General features: G+C 61.0%; 20 protein-coding genes. 12 read left to right on the top strand and 8 right to left on the bottom strand.

Going from position 1 to position 20,694, the window contains the following annotated elements:
* Positions 1-10 precede the first annotated feature (10 nt).
* The gene (locus So717_RS05585) at positions 11-904 is read left to right on the top strand and encodes a ParB/RepB/Spo0J family partition protein (protein WP_159975228.1); all 894 of its coding nucleotides are present in this window, start codon (positions 11-13) and stop codon (positions 902-904) included.
* Here the strand turns inward: So717_RS05585 and hemW are convergent.
* Genes hemW through rph form a run of 3 tightly spaced genes read right to left on the bottom strand, consistent with a single transcriptional unit; the run spans position 890 to position 3,361 of the window.
* Positions 890-2,047 (bottom strand): radical SAM family heme chaperone HemW, encoded by a 1,158-nt coding sequence (gene hemW, locus So717_RS05580; protein ID WP_159975227.1) that lies wholly within the window; start codon positions 2,045-2,047, stop codon positions 890-892. The two genes, So717_RS05585 and hemW, sit on opposite strands and share 15 nt — an antisense overlap.
* Positions 2,040-2,651, bottom strand: coding sequence for an RdgB/HAM1 family non-canonical purine NTP pyrophosphatase (gene rdgB / locus So717_RS05575; protein ID WP_159975226.1), 612 nt, complete (start codon positions 2,649-2,651; stop codon positions 2,040-2,042). The genes hemW and rdgB overlap by 8 nt, the downstream gene beginning before the upstream one ends.
* Positions 2,648-3,361, bottom strand: coding sequence for a ribonuclease PH (gene rph / locus So717_RS05570; RefSeq protein WP_159975225.1), 714 nt, complete (start codon positions 3,359-3,361; stop codon positions 2,648-2,650). The genes rdgB and rph overlap by 4 nt, the downstream gene beginning before the upstream one ends.
* A 113-nt stretch (positions 3,362-3,474) precedes the next feature.
* Between rph and hrcA the strand changes: the two genes are divergently transcribed.
* A complete protein-coding gene (gene hrcA / locus So717_RS05565) occupies positions 3,475-4,539 on the top strand; it encodes a heat-inducible transcriptional repressor HrcA (RefSeq protein ID WP_159975224.1) in 1,065 nt (354 codons plus the stop codon).
* Between the two features lie 9 nt (positions 4,540-4,548).
* Positions 4,549-5,112, top strand: a complete 564-nt coding sequence (locus So717_RS05560) for a nucleotide exchange factor GrpE (RefSeq protein ID WP_159975223.1) — start codon at positions 4,549-4,551, stop codon at positions 5,110-5,112.
* A 57-nt stretch (positions 5,113-5,169) separates the two neighbouring features.
* On the opposite strand, the gene mutS is transcribed toward So717_RS05560, so the two are convergent.
* Positions 5,170-7,806, bottom strand: a complete 2,637-nt coding sequence (gene mutS, locus So717_RS05555) for a DNA mismatch repair protein MutS (RefSeq protein ID WP_159975222.1) — start codon at positions 7,804-7,806, stop codon at positions 5,170-5,172.
* 135 nt (positions 7,807-7,941) lie between these two features.
* Between mutS and So717_RS05550 the strand changes: the two genes are divergently transcribed.
* Positions 7,942-10,197 carry an NADP-dependent malic enzyme gene (locus tag So717_RS05550; RefSeq protein WP_159975221.1) on the top strand — a complete coding sequence of 752 codons (2,256 nt, stop codon included), beginning with the start codon at positions 7,942-7,944 and terminating at the stop codon, positions 10,195-10,197.
* Here the strand turns inward: So717_RS05550 and msrA are convergent, their stop codons facing one another.
* The gene (msrA, locus tag So717_RS05545) at positions 10,198-10,860 is read right to left on the bottom strand and encodes a peptide-methionine (S)-S-oxide reductase MsrA (RefSeq protein ID WP_159975220.1); all 663 of its coding nucleotides are present in this window, start codon (positions 10,858-10,860) and stop codon (positions 10,198-10,200) included.
* A gap of 190 nt (positions 10,861-11,050) precedes the next feature.
* Between msrA and So717_RS05540 the strand changes: the two genes are divergently transcribed.
* Complete coding sequence (locus So717_RS05540) at positions 11,051-11,746, top strand: sulfotransferase-like domain-containing protein (protein ID WP_159975219.1); 696 nt, start codon at positions 11,051-11,053, stop codon at positions 11,744-11,746.
* Positions 11,747-12,019: 273 nt separating this feature from the next.
* Entirely contained in the window at positions 12,020-12,199 is a 180-nt protein-coding gene (locus So717_RS05535; protein WP_159975218.1) for a YegP family protein, read from the top strand.
* A gap of 32 nt (positions 12,200-12,231) precedes the next feature.
* On the opposite strand, the gene So717_RS05530 is transcribed toward So717_RS05535, so the two are convergent.
* Complete coding sequence (locus So717_RS05530; protein ID WP_159975217.1) at positions 12,232-13,452, bottom strand: argininosuccinate synthase; 1,221 nt, start codon at positions 13,450-13,452, stop codon at positions 12,232-12,234.
* A gap of 131 nt (positions 13,453-13,583) precedes the next feature.
* On the opposite strand from So717_RS05530, the gene ilvA reads away from it, so the two are divergent.
* Both ilvA and So717_RS05520 read left to right on the top strand, forming a co-directional pair.
* On the top strand, positions 13,584-14,819 hold the full coding sequence (gene ilvA / locus So717_RS05525) for a threonine ammonia-lyase IlvA (RefSeq protein WP_159975216.1): 1,236 nt from the start codon (positions 13,584-13,586) through the stop codon (positions 14,817-14,819).
* Between the two features lie 8 nt (positions 14,820-14,827).
* The gene (locus So717_RS05520; RefSeq protein WP_159975215.1) at positions 14,828-15,640 is read left to right on the top strand and encodes an SDR family NAD(P)-dependent oxidoreductase; all 813 of its coding nucleotides are present in this window, start codon (positions 14,828-14,830) and stop codon (positions 15,638-15,640) included.
* A gap of 36 nt (positions 15,641-15,676) precedes the next feature.
* Here So717_RS05520 and So717_RS05515 read toward each other — a convergent pair whose 3' ends face one another.
* A complete protein-coding gene (locus So717_RS05515; protein WP_159975214.1) occupies positions 15,677-16,009 on the bottom strand; it encodes an Hpt domain-containing protein in 333 nt (110 codons plus the stop codon).
* A 224-nt stretch (positions 16,010-16,233) separates the two neighbouring features.
* Between So717_RS05515 and So717_RS05510 the strand changes: the two genes are divergently transcribed.
* Positions 16,234-17,439, top strand: coding sequence for a PP2C family protein-serine/threonine phosphatase (locus So717_RS05510; protein WP_306439496.1), 1,206 nt, complete (start codon positions 16,234-16,236; stop codon positions 17,437-17,439).
* Here So717_RS05510 and So717_RS05505 read toward each other — a convergent pair.
* Positions 17,427-17,864 carry an NUDIX domain-containing protein gene (locus So717_RS05505; RefSeq protein ID WP_159975212.1) on the bottom strand — a complete coding sequence of 146 codons (438 nt, stop codon included), beginning with the start codon at positions 17,862-17,864 and terminating at the stop codon, positions 17,427-17,429. The two genes, So717_RS05510 and So717_RS05505, sit on opposite strands and share 13 nt — an antisense overlap.
* 81 nt (positions 17,865-17,945) lie before the next feature.
* Between So717_RS05505 and hslO the strand changes: the two genes are divergently transcribed.
* From hslO to So717_RS05490, 3 genes are read left to right on the top strand one after another with little or no spacing between them, the layout of a single operon-like run.
* Positions 17,946-18,935, top strand: a complete 990-nt coding sequence (hslO, locus tag So717_RS05500; protein WP_159975211.1) for an Hsp33 family molecular chaperone HslO — start codon at positions 17,946-17,948, stop codon at positions 18,933-18,935.
* Positions 18,925-19,521, top strand: a complete 597-nt coding sequence (locus tag So717_RS05495; RefSeq protein WP_159975210.1) for a CoA pyrophosphatase — start codon at positions 18,925-18,927, stop codon at positions 19,519-19,521. Before hslO ends, So717_RS05495 begins: the two co-directional genes overlap by 11 nt.
* On the top strand, positions 19,518-20,675 hold the full coding sequence (locus So717_RS05490) for a CCA tRNA nucleotidyltransferase (protein ID WP_238840683.1): 1,158 nt from the start codon (positions 19,518-19,520) through the stop codon (positions 20,673-20,675). The genes So717_RS05495 and So717_RS05490 overlap by 4 nt, the downstream gene beginning before the upstream one ends.
* The last annotated feature ends 19 nt before the right edge of the window (positions 20,676-20,694 follow it).

The following is a 20,694-nucleotide window of genomic DNA, read 5'->3' as shown; positions in this document are numbered from 1 at the left end:
GGGGGCTAAGATGGCAAGTGGCGTGGATCGTAAGCGGGGCCTGGGGCGGGGTCTGTCTGCCCTGATGTCCGATGTGGCTGAGACGGAACGGGCGGCCGGTGCTGGCCCTGCCGGTGCCGATCAGATGGTTCCGATTGAACAGATTTCGCCCAACCCCGATCAACCCCGCAAACGGTTTGCCGAAGGCGACCTTGATGATCTTGCGGCCTCCATCCGCGAAAAGGGGGTTATTCAGCCGCTGATCGTGCGGGCTGTCGGCGAGGCGCAATATGAAATTGTCGCCGGAGAGCGGCGCTGGCGGGCTGCTCAGATGGCCAAACAGCATGAGCTACCGGTTGTCGTGCGGGACTTCACCGATGTGGAGGTTCTGGAAGTTGCGATCATCGAAAATATCCAGCGGGCTGATCTGAACCCGGTTGAGGAAGCTGTTGGATACCGGCAGTTGATGGACCGGTTTGGTCACACGCAGGAGAAAATGGCGGAGGCCCTGGGCAAGAGCCGCAGCCACATCGCAAACCTTCTGCGGTTGCTCAATCTGCCGGAGGGTGTTCTGGAGATGCTGCGGCGGGGGGATCTGAGTTCAGGTCACGCGCGGGCGCTGATCACCGCAGATGATCCGTTGTCGCTTGCGGGCATGATTGTCGACAAAGGTCTTTCGGTTCGCGCGACCGAGGTGCTGGTCAAGAAACAAGCCGCCGGGGGGGACCCAGCGCGGCCAAAACCCGTGTCATCGGAAGAGACGAAGGATGCCGACACCAAGGCGTTGGAGGGCGATCTTTCCGCTGCCTTGGGGATGAAGGTTGTGCTGACGCACAAGCCCGGGGATGACGGTGGCCAGATGACGCTGCATTACAAATCGCTGGACGACCTGGATGAGCTGTGCCGCATTCTAGGAAGCGGCTAGGGCAGAGATTACCTGATTTAGCACCATAACCCCTTGATTTAAAACAGATAATATGTTTTTGTCTGTTTTGATCATGCCTATGCTGCTCAAGTGATCGAGGGTTGCGGGCGACAGTGCGCGGCCGGACAGCTGTTCGTAACGGTGCATGTCGATCCCCTCCTTGAGCCGCAGGCCCATCAGCAGCATCTCTTGCCCCTGATCTTCAAGCGACAACAGCTGCCTCGGCTTCTCTGCCATGCGGTCTGGCACGCCTGCTTTCCAGCGGTCGGGATTCGATAAGCATTCGGTCGCCCATCTCTGCCCGTTCAACGTCAGCCGCCCGTGCGCACCGGGGCCGATCCCGACGTAGTCGCCATAGCGCCAGTAAATCAGATTGTGCCGTGACTGGGCACCATCCCGCGCGTGGTTCGACACCTCATAGGCAGGCATGCCGTGGGCTCCGCAGATATCCTGCGTCAGGGCATAGAGATCCGCGCTGAGGTCATCGTCAGGCAGGCCGCGCAGCTTGCCCGCGTTGTAGCGGTCACCAAAGGCGGTGCCTTGTTCGATGGTCAGCTGGTAGAGCGACAGGTGATCGACGGCCATGGACAGGGCGAGCTGCAGTTCCGTCCGCCAATCGGCCAAAGACTGGCCTTGCCGGGCATAGATTAGGTCAAAGCTCACGCGGTCAAAGCAACTGCGCGCAATGTCAAAGGCGGCCATGGCCTCTTGCGCCGTGTGCAGGCGACCCAACTGCCGCAGATCCGCGTCATTCAAGGCCTGAATGCCCATGGAGATGCGATTGACACCGGCGTCGCGAAAGGCGCGAAAGCGACCAGCTTCGACAGAGCTGGGGTTTGCTTCCAGCGTGACTTCGAGATCATTGGCACAGGGCCAATGATGCCGGATACGCGCTATCACTTGCGCCACGGTGTCCGGGTCCATCAGGCTCGGGGTGCCGCCGCCGAAAAACACCGAGTGCAGGATACGGCCTCGGGTTTCTGCGGCCGCGCGATCGAGCTCAGTAAGGTAGGCTGTGCACCAAGCGCTCTGATCGATCTGGCGGCTGACGTGGCTGTTGAAGTCGCAATAGGGGCACTTGGCCTCACAATATGGCCAATGCAGGTAGAGGCCAAAGCCCCCGGCTTCCCAATCCTCAGCCAAAGCAACCCGCGATCAACTGGGCAAAGGCGTCGGCGCGGTGGCTGATCCTGTTCTTCTCAGCCGGGTCCATTTCGGCATAGGTGCGGTCATGGCCGTCCGGCTGGAACATCGGGTCATAACCATGGCCCGTCGCGCCGCGCATCGGCCAGACCAAAGTGCCTGTCGCGCGCCCTGCAAAGATTTCCTCGTGTCCGTCCGGCCAGGCCAAGACGAAGGTCGCGCAGAAGCGGGCCTTGCGCGGGTGCGGGGCGGATTTTTCCTCCAGCAGCCTGTGTGTTTTGGTCATGGCCATGAAAAAGTCGCGCCCGTTCGGCGTCTCGGCCCAATCCGCCGTGTAGACGCCGGGCGCATTGTCCAGCGCTTCCACCTCGATACCGGAATCATCCGCCAGCGCGGGCAAGCCGGTGACCTCCACCGCCGCGCGCGCCTTGATGCGGGCGTTGCCGACGAATGTTGTCTCGGTCTCCTCCGGTTCGGCCAGGTTCATTTCTGCCGCACCAACCACCTCGACCCCGTAAGGCGCAAAAAGCTGCCGCATCTCGTCAAGCTTGCCCGCGTTGTGGGTCGCGACGAGAATGCGCTTATCGTCGAAACGGCGGCTCATGCGGTGGCGGCGCGCTGTGCTGCGGCAAGTTCGGCCACGCCCTTTTCGGCCAGATCCATCAGCGCGTTCATCTGATCGCGGGAGTAGGTGGAGCCTTCGGCGCTCATCTGCACTTCGATCAATTGGCCGCTTGCGGTCATGATGAAATTGCCGTCGACGCCTGCTTCGGAATCCTCGGGGTAGTCCAGATCCAGAACCGGCTGGCCCGCGTAGATGCCACAGCTGATCGCCGCGACGGGGTCGACCATCGGGTCGCTGATCACGTCACCGGCTTTCATCAGCTTGTTCACCGCGAGCCGCAGAGCAACCCACCCGCCGGTGATCGACGCACAACGCGTGCCGCCATCCGCCTGAATCACGTCGCAATCCACGGTGATCTGACGTTCCCCCAGTGCGACCCGGTCCACGCCCGCACGCAAGGACCGCCCGATCAGCCGTTGGATCTCAACGGTGCGCCCACCTTGCTTGCCGGCGGTCGCCTCGCGCCGCATGCGGGTGTTCGTCGCGCGCGGCAGCATGCCGTATTCCGCCGTGACCCAGCCAAGGCCAGAACCTTTGATGAAAGGCGGCACGCGGTCTTCGATGGTTGCCGTGCACAGCACATGCGTGTCGCCCATCTTGATCAGCGCCGATCCTTCGGCATGTTTCGTGAAGCCTGTCTCGATAGAGATGGCACGCATTTCGTCCAAGGCTCGACCTGAAGGGCGCATGAGATATCCTTTTCTGGTGTTCCTCCCGATATCGTTCCCGGGTATGCAGATGCAACCCCGATTGAATTCCGCTGATTTCATGCTTTTATGCGGGTTCAGCGGGGGCAAAAGGCATGAACGACGCGTCAACGATCCTTGGAGAGATGAATGAGCGCTCACGCGAGGTGTTTCGCCGCGTCGTCGAAGGGTATCTGTCGGACGGCAGCCCCGTTGGGTCGCGCACGCTGACGCGGGATTTCAGCGAGAAGGTCAGCGCCGCGACCATCCGGAATGTGATGCAGGATCTTGAGTATCTGGGCCTGCTCGACAGCCCGCATGTCAGCGCGGGGCGTATCCCGACGCAGCTTGGCCTGCGGATGTTTGTGGATGGTTTGCTGGAGATTGGCGACCCGGATGATGCGGACCGGGGCCGGATAGACGCCTCCACCACGTCAAACTCCGAGGACGTAAGCGGGTTGCTCGATCGTGTGGGCTCTGCCCTGTCGGGTGTGACGCAGGGCGCCTCGCTGGTTCTGACGCCGAAGCATGAAGCGCCGATCAAGCACATCGAATTTGTGTCGCTCTCGCCGGAGCGAGCGCTGGTGGTGCTGGTCTTTGCGGATGGGCAGGTGGAAAACCGTCTGTTCACGCCGCCGCCCGGGCAAACACCCAGTTCGATGCGCGAGGCTGCGAATTTCCTGAATGCGCTGATCGAAGGCAAAACGCTCAGCGAGCTGCACGCCACCATACAGACCGAAATTGGCCGCCGCCGTCAGGAGATCGATTCGCTGGCCCGGGACCTTGTGGAAAGTGGTTTGGCTGTCTGGGAGGGCGAGGGCGACCAGATCGAGCGACTGATTGTGCGGGGGCGATCGAATCTGCTGAGCGAAGACGGGGAAGCGGAGGATCTGGAGCGCATCCGCCACCTCTTTGATGACCTTGAACGCAAGCGCGATATCGCCGAATTCCTGGAGTTGGCCGAGGACGGCGACGGTGTGCGCATTTTTATCGGTTCTGAGAACAAACTTTTTTCACTTTCGGGTTCCTCTCTGGTGGTTTCCCCATATATGAACGCTGATCGTAAGATCATTGGCGCTGTTGGCGTCATTGGTCCCACACGACTGAACTATGGACGCATTGTGCCGATCGTGAACTATACGGCGCAGCTGGTCGGGAAATTGATCTCTGACCGGAGCTAGAGGTGAGTTATGGCAGAGCCCAAGAACGAAGAGTTTCTGGACGATATTGATGCGGTGGAAGCAGAGGCTTTTGCCGATGAGATGGAAGAGATTGATGACGACGCGTTGGAGATTGACCAGCTGCGTGCGGAGCGGGATCAGCTGAAGGACCGTTTCATGCGCGCTTTGGCAGATGCTGAAAATGCACGCAAACGCTCGGACCGGGATCGGCGCGAGGCCGAGAATTACGGCGGCTCCAAGCTTTCTCGTGATATGTTGCCGGTCTATGACAATATGAAGCGGGCACTTGAGACCATCACCGATGAGCAGAAGGAAGCCAACTCCGCCCTGATCGAGGGGATCGAGCTGACCATGCGGGAGCTGCTGAGCGTCTTCAAGAAGCACGGGATCGAGATGATTGCGCCCGAGGTTGGTGATAGGTTTGACCCGCAGCACCATCAGGCGATGTTTGAGGCTCCGGTGCCCGGAACCAAGGCGGGTGATATCATTCAGGTCGCGGCGGAAGGCTTCATGCTGCATGACCGGCTGCTGCGCCCGGCGCAGGTTGGGGTGTCGTCGACACCCGCTGGTTGAGCGCTTTTTGAGCGCGACCCTCCGGGGGGCATATTTTCCAGAACAATGAAGGCGCGGTCAGGATTTGGCCGCGTCTTTCAGTTTGTAGAGGGCGTCGAGCGCTTGCCGGGGGGTGAGCTCGTCCGGGAGGATGTCGGCGAGGAGCGTCTCTACTTCGGATGTTTTTTGCTTTGGCGGTGGCGCAACGGGGGTCGCTGAGAAGAGCGGCAGGTCGTCGATCAGGGTTTTCTGCGTGGCGCCGCCTTCGCGTTCGCCTTTCTCCAGCGCGTCCAGGACGACGCGTGCCCGGGCGATGACCTGCGGGGGCAGGCCGGCGAGTTGCGCGACTTGAACGCCGTAAGAGCGATCGGCGGCGCCTTTGCGCACTTCGTGCAGGAAGATGACGTCGCCTTCCCATTCTTTCACCGTGACGGTTGCGTTCTCGACACCGGGCAATTTGCCCGCGAGGGCGGTCATCTCATGGTAGTGGGTGGCAAAGAGCGCGCGGCTTTTGTTCATATCGTGCAGATGTTCCAGCGTCGCCCAGGCGATGGAGAGTCCGTCGTAGGTGGCGGTGCCGCGCCCGATTTCGTCGAGGATGACGAGAGCGCGGTCGTCTGCCTGGTTCAGGATGGCGGCGGTTTCTACCATTTCGACCATAAAGGTCGAGCGACCCCGTGCCAGATCGTCGGAGGCGCCGACGCGGCTGAAGAGCTGGCTGATGAGGCCGATGTGCGCGGCGTCCGCAGGCACAAAGCTGCCCATTTGTGCCAGCAGTGCAATGATGGCGTTCTGGCGCAGGAAGGTGGATTTGCCTGCCATGTTGGGGCCGGTCAGGAGCCAGATATTGGCTGTGGTGTTGTCGGCGCTGAGGTTACAATCATTGGCGATGAAGGGTTCACCCGCGCCGGATTTCAGCGCGTGTTCAACGACCGGGTGGCGGCCGTTCGTGATTTGAAAGGCGCGGCTGCTGTCCACTTTGGGCATGACCCAGTTTTCAGTGATCGCAAGTTTCGCAAGGGCGTTGGCAAGATCAAGTTCTGCCAGTGCCTTTGCGGTTTGGGCAATTTCGGCGGCGGTGCTGAGCACGGCGTTGCACAATTCTTCGAAGATACGTTTCTCGATCTCCAACGCGCGAGACCCGGCATTGAGGATCTTGGTCTCCATCTCCGACAACTCCACCGTGGTGAAGCGCACCTGATTGGCGGTGGTCTGACGGTGGATGAAGGTCTCGGACAGCGGGGCGGACAGCATCTTTTCCGCATGGGTGGCGGGGGTCTCGATGAAGTAGCCGAGCACGTTGTTGTGCTTGATCTTTAGAGACGAAATGCCTGTGTTAGAGACATATTCCGCCTGCATGCGGGCGATCACGGCGCGGCCTTCGTCGCGCAGCTGGCGGGCTTCGTCCAGCTCTTCGTCATGGTTGGGGGCAATGAACCCACCATCGCGGGCGAGCAGCGGTGGTTCGGCCACCAGAGCGGCATCCAGATGGTCGATCAGGATATTGTGGCCGATCATGTTGCCCAAAGCGTCTGCGATCAAGTCTGGCGGGCTGACGACATTGAGCGCCTCGTGGATCAGCCCGGCCTGGGTCAGCCCGTTGCGAATGGCGGCAAGGTCGCGGGGGCCACCGCGCTCCATCGAGAGGCGCGACATCGCGCGGTCAAGGTCGGGCACCTTGCGTAGGCTGTCTCGCATGTCGTCGCGCTGGGCAGTTTGCTCAACGCACCAGGCGACGCCTGCGAGGCGGTTCTGCACCTGATCCAGCACGCGGGAGGGGCTGGAGAGGCGCCGTTCCAGCAGTCGGGCGCCACCCGCCGTGACCGTCCGGTCAATCACCGACAGCAGCGACCCTGCGCGGCCACCGGAGAGCGCTTGTGTGAGTTCGAGGTTCCGGCGCGTTGCGGCGTCGATCTGAACCGTGCGCGCTTCGGCCTCTTTTTGCGGTGGTTGCAGGAGGGGCAGTTTGCCTTTCTGTGTGATCTCCAGATACTGGAGGATCGCCCCCATGGCGGAGACTTCGGCGCGCGAGAAATGGCCATAGGCGTCGAGCGTTTCGACACCAAACAGGGTGCAGAGCCGGGCCTCGCCCCCGCTGCTGTCGAAGGCAGACCGCGCCAGTCCGGTGAGGGCGATGCCAAAATCTTGCGTCGTTTCACGCAGATCGGGTTCCCTGCTCTCTGACACGATCAGTTCCGAGGGCGCTAACCGGGCCAGCTCCGGCCCGAGCCGCAGGTCGCTTAGCGGCATCACGTGAAACGCGCCGGTGGAGATGTCGACCCAGGCGAGCGCTTGGGCGTCCCGTACTTCGGCGAAGGCGGCGAGGTAGTTATGCCGCCGCGCCTCTAGCAGGCTGTCTTCGGTCAGAGTGCCGGGTGTGACCAGCCGCACGACGTCGCGCTTCACGACGGATTTCGAGCCGCGTTTTTTCGCCTCCGCTGGGCTTTCCATCTGCTCGCAGACTGCGACGCGGAAGCCTTTGCGGATTAGCGTCAGAAGGTAGCCCTCCGCCGCATGCACCGGCACGCCGCACATGGGGATGTCAGCCCCCTCGTGCTTGCCGCGTTTGGTCAGCGCGATATCCAGTGCTTCGGCTGCCGCAACCGCATCATCAAAGAACATCTCGTAGAAATCGCCCATGCGGTAGAACAGCAGCGCGTCCGCATAGTTGGCTTTCAAGTCGAGGTATTGCGCCATCATGGGCGTGACGGTCATAGGGCCTCCCGGGGGTTTCGCCAAACCTTACAAATGCGTGCCACCGGGTAAAAGCCTCAAATGCGGACCGCTTGAGGCCCGGTCACCGCTGGGCTAGAGGTTATCCGCTCAGACCGTCAGAAGAGGCCAGAACCGATGTCAAAAACCCGCGTGACGCCCGAAGAGGCGCTGGCCTTCCACCTGGAACCGACCCCCGGCAAGTTCGAGGTCACGGCCACGGTACCCATGACGACACAACGCGATCTGAGCCTGGCCTATTCGCCCGGTGTCGCCGTGCCCTGCGAGGCAATCGCGGAAGATCCGGAAACGGCCTATGACTACACCAACAAGGGCAATCTGGTCGCGGTGATCTCCAACGGCACGGCAGTGCTGGGGCTGGGCAATCTTGGCGCGTTGGCCTCGAAGCCGGTGATGGAGGGCAAGGCGGTGCTCTTCAAACGGTTCGCGGATGTGAACAGCATCGATATCGAGCTCGACACAGAAGATACGGATGCGTTTGTGGATGCGGTCAAGCTGATGGGGCCGACATTTGGCGGCATCAACCTCGAAGACATCAAGGCGCCTGAGTGCTTCATCATCGAACAGCGCCTGAAAGAGGAGATGGACATTCCCGTCTTCCACGATGACCAGCATGGCACGGCGGTGATCTGTGCTGCTGGGCTGCTTAACGCGCTCAAGCTCTCGAACAAGAAAATCGAAGATGTGCGCATCGTGCTGAACGGTGCGGGGGCTGCGGGCATCGCCTGTCTGGAACTGTTAAAGGCGATGGGGGCAAAGCACCAGAACTGCATCATGTGCGACACCAAGGGTGTGATCTATCAGGGCCGCACCGAGGGCATGAACCAGTGGAAATCGGCTCACGCGGTCTCAACCGAGCTGCGCACGCTCGAAGAGGCGATGAAGGGCGCGGATGTGTTCCTTGGCGTGTCAGTCAAAGGCGCCGTGACGCAGGAGATGGTGGTCAGCATGGCCGATGATCCGGTGATCTTTGCCATGGCGAACCCGGACCCGGAGATCACGCCCGAAGACGCGCATGAAGTCCGGCCTGACGCGATTGTGGCGACCGGGCGCAGCGACTACCCCAACCAGGTCAACAACGTGCTGGGTTTTCCCTATCTCTTCCGGGGGGCGCTGGATATCAACGCGCGGGCGATCAATGACGAGATGAAGATTGCTTGCGCCCATGCACTGGCCAACCTCGCGCGCGAGGACGTGCCCGATGAGGTGGCGCTGGCCTATGGGAAGAACCTCAGCTTTGGTCGGGATTACATCATCCCGACGCCGTTCGATCCGCGGCTGATCCACCGCGTTCCGCCCGCCGTCGCGCAGGCGGGCATGAATACAGGGGCCGCCCGTCGCCCGATCATCGACATGGAAGCGTATGAGCTCTCGCTGAAATCGCGCATGGACCCGACGGCGAGCATTCTGCGCGGCATCAACGCCCGCGCGCGCGCCAATCAGGCGCGCATGATATTTGCGGAAGGGGATGATCCGCGGGTGCTGCGCGCCGCCGTAATGTATCAGCGCGCGGGCTTCGGCAAAGCGCTGGTCGTAGGTCGAGAAGACGATGTGAAGGCCAAGCTGGAGGCTGCAGGGCTCGAAGACGCGCATCGCCAGATCGAGATCGTGAACGCCGCCAACACCCAGCATTTGGAGACCTACAAGCAGTTCCTTTACGACCGTCTGCACCGGCGCGGGTTTGACCGGCAGGACATTCACCGGCTGGCTGCGCGGGACAGGCACGTGTTCTCAGCCCTGATGCTGCAGCACGGGCATGGCGATGGCTTGGTCACGGGCGCGACGCGGAAATCGGCGCATATCCTTGACCGGATCAACCATGTGTTTGACGCGGATAAAGACCACGGCGTGGCTGGCATCACGGCAGTGCTGCATAAAGGCCGGATCGTCTTCATCGCCGACACCATCGTAAACGAATGGCCGGATGAGGAAGACCTCGCCAACATCGCGGAACGCGCAGCAACCGTGGCGCAGAACATGGGGCTGGAGCCGCGTGTGGCCTTCGTCAGCTTTTCGACCTTCGGCTACCCCGTGTCGGAGCGGGCGGACAAGATGGCCAAGGCGGCGGATGTGCTCGACCGCCGTGGGGTCAGCTTTGAGTACGAAGGCGAGATGACCGTGGATGTGGCGCTGAACAGCCTCGCGCAGGAGGCCTATCCGTTCTCTCGGCTGACCGGGCCTGCGAATATCCTGATCGTGCCTGCGCGGCACTCGGCCAGCATTTCCGTCAAGCTGATGCAGGAGATGGCGGGCGCGACGGTGATCGGGCCAATCCTCGCAGGCGTGGATCGGTCGATCCAGATTTGCTCGACGGTGTCGACGGCGAACGACATTCTGAACATGGCCGTGTTGGCCGCCTGCGAGGTTGGCTAATCAGCTGTTTACAAACGGCGCGGCGCTGCCCCACAGCTCCTTGACCCGCGCGTCGCGCCCGCAGGCCTCTCGATACGCCTTATAGGCCGAAGCCTGACGTTTGGGGCCAAAGCGTGTGATCACCAGCTGGCGCCCTTTGTAATAGTCCTGGTGGTATTCATCCGCCGGGTAGAACTCTGACGCGCCGAGGATCGGGGTCACAACGGTCTGACCCAGATCTGACGCAGCCTTGGCTTTCGCAGCCTCAGCCGTTCGTTTCTCGGCTGCCGTGTCGGTGAAAATCGCGGTGCGATAGCTTTCACCCCTATCACAGAACTGCCCGCCCGCATCCGTCGGGTCGACCGAACGGAAGAACAGATCAAGCAGCGCATGGCGGCTAACCATCTCCGCGTCAAAGGTGATCTGTACCGCCTCGTAGTGCCCGGTGCCACCGGAGGTCACCTGCTTGTAGGTTGGGTTCGCGACGGTACCGCCGGTGAAGCCGGAAACGGCCTCTTTCACCCCGCGCACCTTCTCGAAATCCGCTTCCACGCACCAGAAACAGCCGCCTGCAACAGTCAGCGTTTGCAGGTTCTCCGCGTGCGCGGTCTTGCTCTGCGCCATAAAGCCGACAACGATCATACCCGCCAGCACGATGGGCTTGAGTGTTTCCCGTTTGAACATAGCATGTCTCCTTTGCCCTTAAGTTTGTCGCGACTCCGGGCTTTCAACAACTCACGAGCCTGCGATGTCACGGGCTGGTGAGGTGAGTTTACGGCCTTGGCTTTGAGACCGGCGTTTTTTAGCTTCAACTGAAACATGGAAGGGGCGGTTTCATGCCATCTGAAACAATTTCCGAGCGGGGTCTGACGAGATGAAGATCGCCATGTGGTCCGGCCCGCGGAATCTGTCGACCGCTATGATGTACAGTTTCGGCACGCGCGGGGATTTCTCCGTGATGGATGAGCCGTTCTATGCGGCCTATCTCGCGGCGTCAGGCGCTGACCACCCGATGCGGTCTGAAATCCTGGAGGCGCATGAAACGGACCCAGCGCGAGTTGCGGCGGCCTGTGCGGCTGATCCGGAAACGCCACATCTTTACATGAAACACATGCCGCATCACATGCTCGATGGCTTTCCGCTCGATTGGGCGCGGGAGTGTGTGAACGTGCATTTGATCCGCCATCCGGCTCGAGTCATCGCCAGTTATGCGGCCAGGCGGGAACGCCCCACGCTGGAGGACATTGGGTTTGCCCAGCGAGTCCATCTGTATGAGGCGCTGGGCGGAGTTGTCATCGACAGCACCGATATCCGCGCCAACCCCGAGCGCATGTTGCGGCTGTTGTGCGAGGCGATCGATTTGCCTTTCGATCCGGCTATGCTGGGCTGGCGTGCTGGTCCGCGCGCCGAAGACGGCATCTGGGCGGCGCATTGGTATGGGGCTGTGCATTGGAGCACCAAGTTTGCGGGGGTAGAGGGGGATTTGCCAGCGTTGGAAGGGGCGGTGGGCAAGGTGCTTGAGGCAGCGCTGCCCTACTACGAGAGACTCGCTAAGCAAGCGCTGGGATGAGTCATCATTGAATACCTATGGATAACCACAAGATCTTGATCGAGCTGAGTGAAATTTGGACAGATTTAGAGAAAAGATTCGACTCAACGGGTTGTTTCGGGAATCATAAGGGGCGCGATTCCAGTCGCGCCCCATGACTGCCGTAGGCGGCAGCCCGTCCTGATCAGACACCGCAATTATTCGCGGAATTGGGCTTTCTCGTCAAGTATACTGCGGCGTCCTCGCTAGTCCCGACAATAACGTTGGTGCGGCACATCTTTAAGGAGACGCACAATGTATTTCGTTATCTATAAAGATCGCTCCGGTTACTGGCGCTGGACGCTTAAGGCGTCTAACCACGAACCCATTGCGGTATCTTCCGAAAGCTACGTTCGTAAGTTCGATGCCGAGCATGACATTCGTCTTACTAAGTCAGCTTACACCGCTCCCGTGCATGAGAGCGCAGTTGCATAGCAAAGTTTTGGGCGGTTTTACGCCGCCCATTTCTAAATCTTCAAGCGCCGGTCCCGCGCCGCCAACAGTTTCAGGCGCAGGGCGTTTAGCTGAATGAAACCTGCCGCGTCTTTTTGGTCGTAGGCGCCTGCGTCGTCTTCGAAGGTCACATGCGCTTCGGAATAGAGGCTGTCATCGGACCAGCGGCCCACCGTGCGCACGTGGCCTTTGTAGAGTTTCAGGCGCACGGTGCCGGTCACATGGGTCTGGCTCGCGTCGATGGCGGCTTGCAGCATGGTGCGCTCGGGCGAGAACCAGAAGCCGTTGTAGATCAGTTCGGCGTAGCGCGGCATCAGCTCGTCCTTGAGGTGCATGGCACCGCGGTCGAGCGTGATGGATTCGATGGCGCGGTGGGCTTCGAGAAGCAGCGTGCCGCCGGGGGTTTCGTAGATTCCGCGTGACTTCATGCCAACGAAACGGCCTTCGACCAGATCCAGCCGCCCGCAGCCGTGCTTGCCGCCGAGTTCGTTCAGCCTGGTCAGGATCGTCGCGGGCGACATCGCCTCGCCGTTGATGCTGACCGCGTCGCCGCGTTCAAACCCGATCTCAACATACTCCGGCGTATCGGGCGCGTCCTCGGGGTGGACCGTACGCTGGTAGACGTAATCGGGCGCGTCCACGGCGGGGTCTTCCAGCACTTTGCCTTCGGAGGAGGTGTGCAGCAGGTTCGCATCCACGCTGAACGGCGCCTCGCCGCGCTTGTCCTTGGCGATGGGGATCTGGTTCTTCTCGGCAAAGTCGATGAGCTTGGTGCGGCTCGACAGATCCCACTCGCGCCAGGGGGCGATCACCTTGATCTCGGGGTTCAGCGCATAGGCAGCGAGCTCAAACCGGACCTGATCGTTGCCCTTGCCAGTGGCGCCATGGGCCACGGCATCGGCGCCGGTTTCTTCGGCGATCTCCACGAGACGTTTGGAGATCAGCGGCCGCGCAATCGACGTGCCCAGCAGGTAGAGCCCTTCGTAGACCGCATTGGCCCGGAACATCGGGAAGACGAAGTCGCGCACGAACTCTTCGCGCAGGTCTTCGATGTAGATGTCGGTGGCGCCCATCATCTCGGCTTTCCTGCGCGCAGGCTCCAGCTCTTCCCCTTGGCCGAGGTCCGCCGTGAAGGTCACCACTTCACAGCTGTATTCGGTTTGCAGCCACTTCAGAATGATGGAGGTATCCAAGCCGCCAGAGTAGGCGAGCACGACTTTCTTGGGCGCAGACATAACCGGTTCCTTTGTCTCGAAATCCGGGTTGCGATAGCGGGTTTTGGCAGGGGCGGCAAGGTGGATGCGCGTTGACCGACGGCGCCCCTGCACCTACTGATCGGACATTCCGAGCCGGAAGGGCAGGCAACATGACGGCATCAGCATTTGTGACAGGTGCGCAAGCGGCGGAACGCGCGATGCGCGCGGTCTTCCCACCGACGCCTTTGCTGCGCAACGATCACCTGTCGGATCGGTTTGGCGCGGACATCTGGCTCAAGCGTGAAGACCTCAGCCCGGTGCGGTCTTACAAGCTGCGCGGGGCGTTCAACGCCATGCGGAAAGTGATCCCCGCGCATGACCTTTTTGTCTGTGCCAGTGCGGGCAACCACGCGCAGGGCGTCGCCTTTATGTGTCGGCATTTCGGGGTGCGCGGTGTTGTGTTCATGCCGGTCACGACCCCCCAGCAAAAGATCCAGAAAACGCAGATGTTTGGCGGTACCCATGTCGAAGTGCGTCTTGTGGGCGACTACTTCGACGAAACACTGGCCGCAGCGCAGACCTTTTGCGCCCAGAAAGGCGCGCATTTCCTGTCGCCTTTTGACGATGAGGATGTGATCGAGGGTCAGGCCTCCGTCGCGGTGGAGATCGAGACGCAGCTGGGGCGGTTGCCCGACCGCGTGGTTTTGCCAGTGGGTGGCGGGGGCCTTTCTTCCGGTGTGCGAAGTTACTTTGGCAGATCGGTGAGCTACACATTTGTTGAACCAAGCGGGGCGCAAAGCCTCGGGATTGCGCTCGAAGCGCAGGCGCCGGTGGATGTCTCGCCGATTGATAGTTTTGTCGACGGTGCGGCCGTGGCCAAGATCGGGGCCCGGACCTTTGCACGGCTCAGCGATGTGGACCGGGCGGATGCGGTGCATATCGCCGAAGACCGGATTTGCACCACCATTATCGAGATGTTGAACGTCGAAGGCATCGTTCTGGAACCGGCGGGTGCCCTGGCGATCGAAGTCTTGTCGGACCTTCGTGATCAGATCGAAGGTAAGACGGTGGTCTGTGTCGCCTCCGGCGGGAACTTTGATTTTGAGCGGCTGCCCGAGGTCAAGGAACGGGCCCAGCGCTATTCGGGAGTGAAGAAATACTTTATTCTGCGCATGCCGCAGCGCCCGGGCGCGTTGAAGGAGTTCCTGGGCATCCTTGGCCCCGAAGATGACATCGCGCGGTTCGAATACCTCAAGAAATCGGCTCGGAACTTCGGTTCTGTGCTTATCGGGATCGAGACGACGCAGCCGGAGAACTTTGTCCGCTTTCTGAGCAAGCTTGATGCGGCGGGGTTCACCTATACCGATATCACCAATGACGAAACGCTCGCTCAGTTTGTGATCTGAGACGGCGCATGGATTTTTCTAACAAGACAGTTGTGATCACCGGCGGCGCAAGCGGGATCGGTGCGGCGCTCGCCCAAGCTGTGCAGGCCAAAGGTGCGCGCGTCGCGATTGCTGACCGGTCGGCGCAAGCAGTCGATCAGGCGGCAGAGCAGATCGGGTGCTTGGGCGTGGTTTGCGATGTGACCCGGGAAGCGGCCATTCAGTCGTGCATCCGGCAGGTCGAGGCAGCATATGGCCCGATAGATGTGTTTGTGTCTAACGCCGGTGTGTTTCAGGGGCAGCCGGATCATGCGGCCTCTGCGCCGGATGCGGTGTGGATGCTGAACTGGCAACTGCATGTTATGGCGCATGTTTATGCGGCGCGGGCATTGCTGCCCGGGATGCTGGCGCGGGGGGCGGGATATTTTGTGAACGTCGCCTCGGCGGCTGGTCTGCTGAACCAGATCGGCGATGCAGCCTATTCGGCGTCAAAACACGCCGCAGTCAGCTTTGCGGAGTCACTGGCCATCACCCATGGAGCAGCCGGGATCGGCGTTTCGGTGGTGTGCCCGCAATATGTAGCCACACCGCTGATCGGGTTGGAGCGTGATCTGTCGCGAGGCTCAGACATGCTTTTGACAGCAGATGAAGTCGCCGAGAGTATCATTGCAGGGGCAGAGATGGGTGCGTTCCTTATTCTGCCACACCCTGACGTGGCAGGTCACGCACGGCGCCGCGCCGCGGATCATGGGCGTTGGCTCAAAGGTATGCAACGGTTGCAGGCGCACGCGCTGGATAAGCTGGGGCCAGATAGTATCGCGCATTTGTACCGGCTGGAGTAGAGCGGTCTGCGCCCGGCCAGCACGGATTCCGGGGCTTCAGCTTGCGATTTTGGCCTGGAGTTGGGTCAGGAAGGCATCGCGGGATTGTTTGTAGCATGTCATGATTTCATCGACGTCAATGGCCGCGTCTGCCGATTGTGCCGCTGCGGTCTCGCCGGTCTGGCACAGATCTGAGAATGACCGAAACCCGAGACTGAGTGCGCTTCCCTTCAGGAAATGCAACTGCTCCTCCAGATCCTGCGGATTTGGCTGGGTGGCCAGTGTGTCAATGGCTGCATCGACCTCTTCAAGAAAGAGCTCCACCACCTCCTCAAAGTCTTCTGCGCCCACTTCTTCCTTCAGTGTCGCGACTCTATCCCAATCTATCATGCTACAAACCCTGCTCGTGCACCGTAATAAGTATTCCAGACAGAACCTAACGCTTCGTGTGCACCATTGGCTTTTTCACACAAATTTTAGGGTTCACCTCACTTTAAGCATTCAAGAGTAGGGCTGCGTGAGAAGACACTGGGCTTTACATGAGTACATTTTCGTCCGCGCCTGCTGAATCGAGCCTTTCTGAACCATCAGAGCGGGCAAAATTCGTGCTCGTTGTGGATGACAGCCGCCTCCAGCGCAAGATCCTGTCCAGCTCTCTCAAACGCTGGGGATATGAGGTGATGGAGGCAGAGTCGGGTGAGGCCGCGCTGGAGCTTTGCGAACAGCGCCTGCCTGAGTTGATCCTCAGTGACTGGATGATGCCTGGCATGTCCGGCATTGAATTCTGCAAGGCCTTTCGTGGTCTGTCGGCGGACAGCTACAGCTATTTCATCCTTCTGACCTCAAAGAGTGAAAAGAATGACGTGGCTGAAGGGCTGGACGCCGGTGCGGATGACTTTCTGACCAAACCGGTTGATGGGCACGAGCTGCGCGCGCGCTTGACGGCCGGGCAGCGCATTCTTGAAATGCAGCGGGAGCTGACGCTGAAGAACCAGGTCATCACAGAGACTCTCGACGAGTTGCAACGCCTCTACGACTCCCTAGACAGTGACCTGATCGAAGCCAAACAACTGCAGCAATCTCTTGTACGGGAGCGTGCAAAGGCGTTCGATGGCGGTGATCTGGCGCTCATGCTGCGCTCCAGCGGTCATGTCGGGGGCGATCTGGTGGGCTTCTTTCCTGCCGCAGAGGGGCACCTTGGGCTGTTTTCCATTGATGTATCTGGCCATGGCATCAGCTCGGCGCTGATGACCGCGCGCCTGGCTGGGTATTTGTCCGCCACCGCGCTGGATCAGAACATCGCGCTCGAAAAGACGGAGACGGGATATCGCTCCCGCCCGCCGGCTGAGGCGATCAGGACGCTGAATGAGATGGTGCTCGATGAGATGGAGACCGAGCATTACTTCACCATGATCCTCGCCGATATCGATCTCGCGACCGGGCGGGTTGTGATCGGGCAGGCCGGGCATCCGCACCCGGTGATTCAACGGGCCGATGGCACGTTGGAGCAGGACGGGACGGGGGGCTTTCCGGTGGGCCTGATGGCCGGCGTTACATTTTCACAGTTCGAGATGCAGCTGTCGCCTGGCGACCGGTTGCTGATCCTGTCGGATGGGGTGACGGAATGCCCGGCCAGCGAGGGTGAGTTTTTGGGGGAAGACGGGCTTGAGCAACTGTTGCCCGATCTTGAACAGGTAACGGGAGAGGCATTTTTCGAAGCGCTCATCCACAGGATGACGGAGATATCAGGGCTGACCGAGTTTCCCGATGATGTCTCCGGGCTTTTGTTCGAATTCACCGGCACCAATCAGGAAAAATAGCGGGCCAGAAACAGCCGGTCGCCATCATTGCCGAGACACTCCAGTGCGTCAGCGGGCGAGAGAACAAGCGTCTCGTGATCCGGCTCGGACGGCACTGCCACCTGCCGGACCGGGCGCGCACGATACACATGACACAGCTTCTCAGCCCAGATGTCATATTCCGGCATGAAGACAAATCGCCGGAAGCTGCCCAGCTTGCGCGGCGCAGCAATGCGCCAGCCGGTTTCCTCCATGACCTCGCGGTGCAGGGCATGAATGGCGCTTTCACCGGGGTCGATCCCGCCGCCGGGCAGTTGAATATCAACCTTCTCCGCGATCTGCGCTGTTAGCAGAACACGCCGTTTCAGGGGCAAAATCGCATAGGCGCCGGGCCGCAGCACATAGCGTTGATCTGCACGAGGTGCATGGCCGATGCGTCTGATCATTCTGGCTTGCCCTCTTTTCAACGCAGGCAGGACGGTTATATGGACCCGGTATGCCAACCCGATGGCGATAAGGAAACCCCAATGAAACCTGGACACCAGATCGCGTGGGACGATACGGTCCTGCCTTTTCAGCTGGATGCGAGCGATATGCGCGGCCGTGTTGCGCGGCTGGATGGCGCATTGAACGGTATCCTGCAGCAACATGACTATCCTCCGCAGGTCGAGGCGCTGGTGGCTGAGATGGCCCTGCTGACCGCGCTGATCGGGCAGACCATCAAGCTGCGCTGGAAGCTGCAATTGCAGGTCCAGTCCAAAGGTGCTGTGCGCATGATTGCGACGGATTACTACGGCCCCGAGGCCGAGGGTGAGCCCGCGCGCATCCGCGCCTATGCCAGCTATGATGCAGATCGGTTGACCGATGCGGCACCTTTCGATCAGGTGGGCGAAGGGTATTTCGCGATCATGATCGACCAGGGCAAGGGCATGACGCCCTATCAGGGGATCACACCGTTGGAGGGTGGTTCGCTGGCCGCCTGTGCTGAAACCTATTTCGCCCAGTCTGAACAGCTGCCCACGCGGTTTTCGCTGAGCTTCGGCCAGTCGACGGAACCGAGCGTTGTTGAGCATTGGCGTGCTGGCGGGGTGATGCTTCAGCATATGCCAAAGGCGTCGCCCTTTGTGGCTGAGGCGGACGGCAATGGCGAGACGCTGTCGGCCTCTGATCTGCTCAAGGACGACGAGGCGGAGAACTGGAACCGGGTAAACATCCTGCTCGATACCGTCGAGGATTTGGAGCTGATCGGCCCGTCACTGGCGCCAAACGATCTGCTCTTGCGGTTGTTCCATGAAGAGCAGCCCCGGGTCTTCGACACGCAGACCGTGCGGTTCGGCTGTACCTGCTCGGAAGACCGTGTGCGCCAAAGCCTGTCGATTTATTCTGCGCGTGACATCGAAAAGATGACCACGGATGAGGGGCGCGTGACCGCTGATTGCCAGTTCTGCGGCGCGCATTACGACCTTGACCCGGCCACCGTCGGCTTCGAGGCTGAACAGGGTGATCATGGCGCCTGATATGGATGCGATCCGGGCAGCACTTGCGCGCCCGGGTCGGCCCTCGTCGGACTATGACCTGAACCCCGGCACGGTTCTACCCGAAGGCCGTAAGCTGCGCCCGGCGGGGGTGCTTGCGCCGATCCTCCGGCAAGGCAATGGCTATCACCTGTTGCTGACGAAACGGTCCTCCGCGCTCAAGCACCACCCGGGCCAGATCGCCTTTCCCGGGGGCAAGCAGGACAAGGGCGATGCCGATGTGATCGCCGCAGCGCTGCGCGAGGCGCACGAGGAAATCGGCCTGCCCGAAGCGCATGTGGATGTTCTGGGCACGTTGCCAGCACATGAGACTGTCACAGGCTTTCTTGTTACGCCGGTCATCGCTTATGTGAAACAGCCGTTTGATATCAGGCCGGAGCCGGGTGAAGTGGATGAGGTGTTCTCGGTCCCGCTCACCCATGTGCTGTCCGCGCAGAACTTCGTGGTCCAGTCGCGCTGGTGGCGTGGCCAGCGGCGCGACTATTTTGCCGTGCCCTATGGTCCCTATTACATCTGGGGTGCGACTGCGCGTATGTTGCGGGCATGGACCGATCAGCTGAACACATGATCCCACCCGAGACCGAGTGGCTATCGGACGCAAACCTGCGCGCGGTCTGCGACGCCCTGCGTGCGGCGGGGGATGATGTCTATCTGGTTGGCGGCTGCGTCCGCGATGCGATCCTGGGCATCCCGGGGTCCGATGTCGATATGGCGACACCGCTTTCACCCGCCGAGGTGACCCGCCTGGCGGAAGCTGCCGGGCTGAAGGTGGTACCCACCGGCATCGCGCACGGGACAGTGACGGTGGTGGCGGGTGGCACAGGCTACGAGGTGACGACGTTCCGGAAAGATGTCGCCACCGATGGCCGTCGCGCCGTGGTCGCGTTCTCCACCGACATGGCCGAGGATGCACGCCGCAGGGATTTCACGCTGAACGCGCTTTACGCGACGCCGGAAGGTCGTATCCTCGACCCGCTTGGCGGGTTGGAGGATTGCCTGTCTCGGCGCATTCGGTTTGTCGGGACGGCACGGGATCGCATCCGCGAGGACTATCTGCGGATCTTGCGGTTCTTTCGCTTTCACGCCTGGTATGCGGACTCGTCCAGAGGGTTCGACGAAGATGCGTTGGACGCCATCGCTGCGCACGCGGAAGGGTTGGAGACGCTCTCAGCCGAGCGCGTGGGTCAGGAAATGCGCCGTCTTCTTGCCGCACCCGACCCCGCTCCGGCTTTGGCGACGATGCAGCGAACGGGCGTCTTGCAGCGGCTTCTGCCCGGCAGTGACATCACGCTCCTTGGCCCGGCGCTGCATATCGAGGCGCATCTGGCGATGACACAGGACTGGCGGATGCGGCTGGCCGCGCTGGGCGGGTTGGATGTGGCGGAGCGGCTGCGCCTCAGCAGTAAGGACGCCCAGCATCTCACGGTGCTGCGAGAGGCCATGAGCGAGGGCCCGCCGGTGTCCGAGATTGCCTACAGGTCCGGCTATGATCTGGCGGCGCAAACCTTGGTCTTGCGCTCTGCCCTTGCTAATCATCTGCCGGACCCAAGTGCCTTGGGCCCCTTGAAAACAGCGGCGCAGGCGCAATTCCCCATCCGCGCCAAGGACTTCATGCCCGGCTTGAGTGGTAAGGCACTGGGTGCCCGTCTGGCGGCCCTCGAAGAGCGCTGGATCGCCTCTGATTTCACGCTCACACGTGAAGAGTTGATGACACCTGATTGAGGTGGTCGACAAAGGCAGA

It is taken from the genome of Roseobacter cerasinus (assembly GCF_009811755.1).
GTDB lineage: Bacteria > Pseudomonadota > Alphaproteobacteria > Rhodobacterales > Rhodobacteraceae > Roseobacter > Roseobacter cerasinus.
The sequence above is the reverse complement of the archived record's forward strand: the minus strand, read 5'-3'. Positions and strand labels throughout refer to the sequence as shown.

Bases quoted from the DNA above. Each gene is read 5' to 3' on its own strand.
- So717_RS05490 (WP_238840683.1), top strand. From the start codon at position 19,518: ATGATCCCACCCGAGACCGAGTGGCTATCGGACGCAAACCTGCGCGCG.
- So717_RS05560 (WP_159975223.1), top strand. From the start codon at position 4,549: ATGGCAGAGCCCAAGAACGAAGAGTTTCTGGACGATATTGATGCGGTG.
- So717_RS05505 (WP_159975212.1), bottom strand. From the start codon at position 17,864: ATGATCAGACGCATCGGCCATGCACCTCGTGCAGATCAACGCTATGTG.
- So717_RS05530 (WP_159975217.1), bottom strand. From the start codon at position 13,452: ATGTCTGCGCCCAAGAAAGTCGTGCTCGCCTACTCTGGCGGCTTGGAT.
- So717_RS05515 (WP_159975214.1), bottom strand. From the start codon at position 16,009: ATGATAGATTGGGATAGAGTCGCGACACTGAAGGAAGAAGTGGGCGCA.
- rph (WP_159975225.1), bottom strand. From the start codon at position 3,361: ATGCGCCCTTCAGGTCGAGCCTTGGACGAAATGCGTGCCATCTCTATC.
- hslO (WP_159975211.1), top strand. From the start codon at position 17,946: ATGAAACCTGGACACCAGATCGCGTGGGACGATACGGTCCTGCCTTTT.
- ilvA (WP_159975216.1), top strand. From the start codon at position 13,584: ATGACGGCATCAGCATTTGTGACAGGTGCGCAAGCGGCGGAACGCGCG.
- mutS (WP_159975222.1), bottom strand. From the start codon at position 7,806: ATGACCGTCACGCCCATGATGGCGCAATACCTCGACTTGAAAGCCAAC.
- msrA (WP_159975220.1), bottom strand. From the start codon at position 10,860: ATGTTCAAACGGGAAACACTCAAGCCCATCGTGCTGGCGGGTATGATC.
- rdgB (WP_159975226.1), bottom strand. From the start codon at position 2,651: ATGAGCCGCCGTTTCGACGATAAGCGCATTCTCGTCGCGACCCACAAC.
- So717_RS05540 (WP_159975219.1), top strand. From the start codon at position 11,051: ATGAAGATCGCCATGTGGTCCGGCCCGCGGAATCTGTCGACCGCTATG.
- So717_RS05535 (WP_159975218.1), top strand. From the start codon at position 12,020: ATGTATTTCGTTATCTATAAAGATCGCTCCGGTTACTGGCGCTGGACG.
- So717_RS05495 (WP_159975210.1), top strand. From the start codon at position 18,925: ATGGCGCCTGATATGGATGCGATCCGGGCAGCACTTGCGCGCCCGGGT.
- So717_RS05520 (WP_159975215.1), top strand. From the start codon at position 14,828: ATGGATTTTTCTAACAAGACAGTTGTGATCACCGGCGGCGCAAGCGGG.
- hrcA (WP_159975224.1), top strand. From the start codon at position 3,475: ATGAACGACGCGTCAACGATCCTTGGAGAGATGAATGAGCGCTCACGC.
- So717_RS05550 (WP_159975221.1), top strand. From the start codon at position 7,942: ATGTCAAAAACCCGCGTGACGCCCGAAGAGGCGCTGGCCTTCCACCTG.
- So717_RS05585 (WP_159975228.1), top strand. From the start codon at position 11: ATGGCAAGTGGCGTGGATCGTAAGCGGGGCCTGGGGCGGGGTCTGTCT.